This window comes from Catenovulum maritimum, assembly GCF_001050375.1.
Lineage (GTDB): Bacteria > Pseudomonadota > Gammaproteobacteria > Enterobacterales > Alteromonadaceae > Catenovulum > Catenovulum maritimum.
The window spans coordinates 227395-233507 of record NZ_KQ130486.1 but is presented as its reverse complement, the minus strand read 5'-3'; the positions used below and the strand labels follow the sequence as shown (position 1 = coordinate 233507).

The window sequence follows — 6113 nt, the reverse complement described above, 5'->3', positions numbered from 1 at the left end:
AATAGCGAAAGCTATACAAGATTAAGCCCTTAGCGAAAGCTAAGGGCTTTTTTCGTTTAAGCTGTAAATAAACTACCACAGTGAAATAAACTACCACAGTGAAATAAACTACTAGATTCAGTTAACTTCTATTCACTTAACCTCGGTTAATTCGTTAGAATAAGCTAACTCAATTTTTCGGTATTTTATTTTGATTACAGCGCGAGCCTTCGTTTTTAAAGATTTTAAGTTTGATCCCGTCTCTAATTCATTGAAGCTAAATTATGCATTAGATGATTATGAATTCACTGAAACTTTTATTTTTGACGCTAAATTAAATATAGATACATCATCTCAGTCTATAATTTCAGCCTTTAAAGTTTTACATCTCATTGCTGGAGTTAGTTATTTAAAAATTTATCCTTTTGCAAAAATCCAGTATTCGGACTACGAATTGACGAACACCCAAGCTGATTTTTATCATAAATTGTACCAAAATGGTTTGGCTGAGTTTGCATATAGAAACAACTTGGATTTAACCGAGAGTTTAGTTTTTCCTAGTTGCTCTGCCAATCAACACTCTGAGCCTGATTCTGGCGCAACACGAATCAAGGCAATAAATAAAGAAGCAACTTCTATTAAACCTCTGGTACTTATCGGCGGGGGGAAAGATTCTTTAGTCAGTGTAGAGGCTATCAAAGCCAATACAGATAAGGCTTGTTTGTTTGCTCTTAATCCTGCAAAGCCAATCCTAGATTGTATTGAAAAAAGTAGTTTGAGCAGCTTAATTGTTAAGCGCCAATTAGATCCTTTGTTATTTGAATTGAATGAGAAAGGGGCTTTGAATGGCCATGTACCTATTACTGCCATTGTCAGCTCTGTTGCTTATATTTGTGCTATCAGTGGTGGTTTTACTGATGTGATTACATCAAATGAGTCCTCTGCGAATGAAGCTACTGTGGTTAACAATGGCCAAGAAATTAATCATCAATACAGTAAGTCTTTAGAGTTTGAATCTGATTTTTCGAACTTTATTCAGCAACAAACTCAAACTCAGATTAACTATTTCTCTCTTTTACGTCAGTTTACTGAAATGCAAATCGTCCGTGAGTTCGTAAAAACAGATGAGTATGATTCGGTTTTTACTAGTTGCAATCGTGCTTTTAGAATATTTCGCGAAAAATCAAAACAGAGGTGGTGTTTAGAGTGCCCTAAGTGTCATTTTGTACACCTTATGTTTGCGGTCAGTGGTGCAAGATTTGAGCGCCTTGAGGCTATTTTTTCCGGCAACCCATTGACACAGGAAGATAATTTAGAGTCTTATCGTCAATTGGTCGGTTTAACTGAGACTAAGCCTTGGGAATGTGTTGGTGAGGTACTTGAATCTGCTACAGCTATCTATGCGCTTTCACTAAAGCCTGAATCAGCTAATTTTATTCTTGTAGTCAAGCTAATGCCGGAAATATTGAAACGATTTTCAATTAGTGAGTTAGAAAGTGCTTACAACCAGATGTCTGATTTGAGAAGCCAGCATAATATTCCTCAACAGTACTTAGGTTATTTCAATGATTGATTATTGTATTTGGGGGTTTGGCAAAGAAGGCCAAGCAAGCTATCAGTATTTATCTCGCTTATATCCGAATGCCAGTATTGCTGTGTTAACAGATGTATTTGATGCTAAAGTCGCCCAGTTATTTACAGATAAGCAATATTTTTATGCTGATGGGGGGCTAGATTTATTAGCGCAGGGACATTTTAAAACCATAGTAAAAAGCCCTGGTATTAGTTTATATAGAGATGAACTCGTTCAAGCTAAATTAAATGGTAGTTTAGTCACATCCTCTACAAATTTATGGTTTCAGCGCTTTCCTGATGCTAAAAAAATAATCGTTACTGGTACAAAAGGAAAAAGCACAACGGCTACTTTGCTGCATTATTGTTTGTCTTTATTCGGGATGGATTTATGCTTAGCGGGTAACTTAGGTACGCCACTAATTGATGTAGAGCCGGGTAAAGACTGGACTATTTTAGAGCTATCATCATATCAGCTGGCTGATTTAACTGAATCTGCTGATATTTCTATTTTGCTTAACCTATTTCCAGAGCATATCCCTTGGCACAAATCGGTAGAACAGTATTACCTCGATAAAACGCATAGCTTGAAATTATCTTCCTCTATTATCTGCAATGGTCAGTCCCAATTGGTCAGCCAGTATTTAGTGGATGTTACTGATAAGACAACTCACTTTGATACCCCGAATGGCTTTAATGTCAAAGATCACCAACTCTATTATAAAGAAGACTTATTGCAGCATAATTTTACCCTTAAGGGAGATCATAACTTAGCAAACTTAGTCTGTGTATTAACTTTACTTGATCAACTTAAGCTTAGTTGGCGTAGTATTTTGATGAAGTTAGCTGATTTTGAAGCTTTACCTCATAGAATGGAGCTGTTTGTAGATGCCAATGGTATTGAATTTATTAATGATAGTATCTCAACTACACCAGAATCGACTAAATGTGCGATTGAATGCCTAGCGAATACTAAATTATTCTTATTGCTTGGTGGTGCAGAAAGACAGCAAAATTATCTTGAGTTGCTCTCGTATTTAGAAACATTAGACATAGGTCACATAGCTCTGATCGGGGTTACAGGTAAACGCATTAACGACTATTTGATATCAGTTAATTCTAAGCTTAATTTTGCATATTATGATCGACTTAAAGACGCGTGTGTATCAATACAAAAACTGGTCAAACCGGGAGAAAAGGTGTTATTGAGTCCTGCTGCTCCAAGTTTTGGTGAGTTTGATAATTTTCAACAAAGAGGCGATGCTTTTTTACTGCATGCAGGTTTCTCACGTTAAGCTTTAATAAGTGCTTAAAGCTTAACGTAAGTCATTCTGCCTAGATTTAGGTCGAGTGGAAAAGCTCTAGTAGGTTCTCAGCCGTTAAATCTTTAATTGATTCGGCAGTTTGTTTTTGGAATAAGTTCTGATTTAGCGACTTTTTATTCTCTTGCATCTTCAGTACTCTTTCTTCAATTGTATTCTGACAAATCAGTTTATATACAAACACAGGTTTAGTTTGGCCGATACGATAAGCTCGGTCACTTGCTTGAGCTTCAGCTGCAGGGTTCCACCAAGGGTCATAGTGAATAACAGTGTCTGCTGCGGTTAAGTTTAAACCTGTGCCGCCTGCCTTTAATGAAATTAAGAAAACTGGATTATCTCCATGCTGGAAACTATCTATTTGAGCTTGTCTATCACGTGTTCCGCCCGTTAGCTTGGAATAAGGTATTTTTCGACCATTTAGTCTTTTCGCGATTAACTCCAACATTTTGGCAAATTGAGAAAAGATTAATATTTTTCGTCCTTCTTCAATCATTTCCGGGATCACCTGCATTAGGTACTCTAATTTAGCTGATGCTTCTATTGTCTTCGTTGACTCTAAATTTAATAAGCTAGGTGCGCAGCAAATTTGTCTGAGTTTTAATAAGGCGTCTAAGCACTCTAATTGACTTTGTGCTAGACCTTTAACTTGCAGTATATTTTTTACTTTATCTTCCATACTGGCGCGTATGGTTTCATATAACACCCTTTGTTCATCTTCTAAGGTAATATATTTCACGATTTCAGTTTTCTTCGGTAGTTCTTTGGCGACTTCTTCTTTTTTCCTTCTTAATACAAACGGCTTAATTTTTTTGTATAGTCGGTTTTGTGCTTCTGCATCCCCTAAGTTTTCTATTGGCTTTCTGTATTCCTTACCAAATTTAGTCACAGTGCCCAAAAAGCCAGGCATCAAAAAGTCGAATAAAGACCAGAGCTCACCTAAGTGATTTTCTACAGGGGTACCACTTAAACACAATCTATATTCTGAAATAAATTTCTTAATATTTTGCGTCATCTGGGCTCTAGGGTTTTTAATATTTTGAGCTTCATCCAATATCATTAATTTAAAATCAACTTGCTGGAAAGTTTCAAAATCTCGGTTTACTAGTGGATAAGTTGTGATGACGGCATCATATTCAGTTAATTCAGCTAATACTTTGTGCCTATCAGAGCCATAGGCTGCGATTATGTTTAGTCCAGGTGTGAACTTACTTGCTTCATTGAGCCAGTTACCGACTAAACTGGTTGGACAAATTATTAATGACGGTTTATCCAGTTGCTTGTTTAGTCGCATTACTTCTAACAAACATAAAGCTTGCAAGGTTTTACCTAAACCCATGTCGTCAGCTAAAATGCCACCGAAATTAAATTCGACTAAGAAATTAAGCCAATTTAAGCCATGCTCTTGATAAGGTCTTAATTCAGCATTGACTGTATCAGGTACTTCAACTTGCGCAATACCGTTAAAACTTTCTAGCTGTTTGGCAAGGTTACGAACATGTTGCCCGCCAATACAGCTATTTATCTCTGGTATTTCATTTAATAAATGAGCTTGCCTTGGCGAAAATTGCGCTTGCTTGGAGTTTGTCTCTTGTAAAATATCAAGTATAGGTCTGAGTTTATCTATATGAATACGGACAAACTGATGACGATTTAGTGCGATTTTAACTTTGCCTCGTTGCAGGCGCCAATTATCAGTTTGCTTTAACCAGTTAATTAAAACCGGTACTAAATCGACTTTATTGCCATCAAAATCGATTTGCATGCCTAGCTTGAACCAATCTCGATTTTCGCTTATTTCGTACTCGAAACTCGGATCATCGACTACGTTAATTGGATGTACGCCAGTTTCATACTCAATTTGCCATCCTTGAGAGACCAGTAAGGGCATGACTTCTTCGAAAATATTTAACCAGAACTGGTCGTAACGTACGCCGATTTCTGTGTTGTAGTAAAAAATAAAATCATTTTCACTGCCAACGCCTTTGGTATGTGCAAAGCCGTAGTTGTCTAGTAAATAAAATGCTTTACGTTCTTGAGATTGGTTTCGATAAAGGTGAATCGTTTTGCCATCTTGTTCTAATTGAGCATATTGTTTACTCAATAGCGACATAGGGATTTCGTACTTGCCATATTTTAATCTAAGTTTGGCAACATAGCTTTCTTCTTTAACCCCGATTCTAAAAATAGGCGTTAAACTTTCTTTGACGATTTCTATTGGTTTTTCGGTTGGTAGCTTGATTAAATTATTGGCTAGATTCTCATTTTGCCATAAGGCGAATTCATTGAGTTCTTTTACTTCAAGTTCTGGGCAGTTGAGTAGGCCAACTAATAAATCACCTGGGATACTGCTATCGATTTGCCCAAGCGTGCCTTTTTGCGGATCTATATACCAAGCGGGTGTTGTCGGTATCACAAACCAGCGTTCAGACTTAGTTAAACTCAGTTCTAATTTATATTTATCTTGATTCAGTCGCCAATTAAAGCTGAGCTTTTGTGGCGCGCCATACTGTAGTGCAGGGGATTTAGTTGATTGCCAATAGCATTTGCCTGATTCAAGCATTAATGCCAGTGCAGATGCACAATTATCATTGGCTAAAATTTTACTAGAAAGTGGTTTTAACTCGAGATCTGCATTTTGGTTTAGCTCAGATATGATCTCTAAATCTTGCTCGGTTACTTTCTTAGATGAATACTCTAAACTTAATTGGATTTGAGTAAAATCTGTTTCTAATTGCAGATTTGGTTGTAAGTTGTAGATGATGCCTTCGAACGAGTTTTGCAACGGAGCCGTTTTTTTATTAAATTTTTTCTGCGCTTGCTCAACATTATTCTTCCATTTTGCAAAAGGCGTTGTTGGCGTTCTATTGATTAAGTTGTTCGCTTCAGCTGCAACTAATGTGGCGACAGCATGTTCACAATTGCCGCTATTATCACAGGTACAAAGGCTAGACATATCTGCCTTATCTATCGCGACTCTAAATTGTTGGTTTCTTAGTTCTACAACTGCGGTAATTGTATTTAAAAGTGGAATCGCCTTTAATTTTTTTACTTTGTCTTGCAAGTAATGGTCTAACCCCTTTTGATAAGTGGCTTTTCCAAATTTTTCCGTTAATTCTGCATCATAAACCGTCATAAAGTATTAGTACCTAGTTGCAATTAATTCACTTAAGCATCGTCCAGTCTACCAAAGAAATTTTAATTTTATTATTAAAATCTTAATTTAATCTCATAGTCTGCTTT

General features: G+C 36.6%; 3 protein-coding genes. 2 read left to right on the top strand and 1 reads right to left on the bottom strand.

What is annotated here, in order from left to right; translation table 11 throughout:
- Positions 1 to 190 precede the first annotated feature (190 nt).
- Both XM47_RS07510 and murD read left to right on the top strand, forming a co-directional pair.
- Entirely contained in the window at positions 191 to 1552 is a 1362-nt protein-coding gene (locus tag XM47_RS07510) for a MurL-like N-terminal domain-containing (protein WP_048691262.1), read from the top strand.
- The gene (gene murD, locus XM47_RS07505; protein WP_048691261.1) at positions 1545 to 2846 is read left to right on the top strand and encodes a UDP-N-acetylmuramoyl-L-alanine--D-glutamate ligase; all 1302 of its coding nucleotides are present in this window, start codon (positions 1545 to 1547) and stop codon (positions 2844 to 2846) included. The genes XM47_RS07510 and murD overlap by 8 nt, the downstream gene beginning before the upstream one ends.
- Before the next feature lie 46 nt (positions 2847 to 2892).
- On the opposite strand, the gene XM47_RS07500 is transcribed toward murD, so the two are convergent.
- Positions 2893 to 6006 (bottom strand): SNF2-related protein, encoded by a 3114-nt coding sequence (locus XM47_RS07500; protein ID WP_048691259.1) that lies wholly within the window; start codon positions 6004 to 6006, stop codon positions 2893 to 2895.
- Positions 6007 to 6113: the final 107 nt, after the last annotated feature.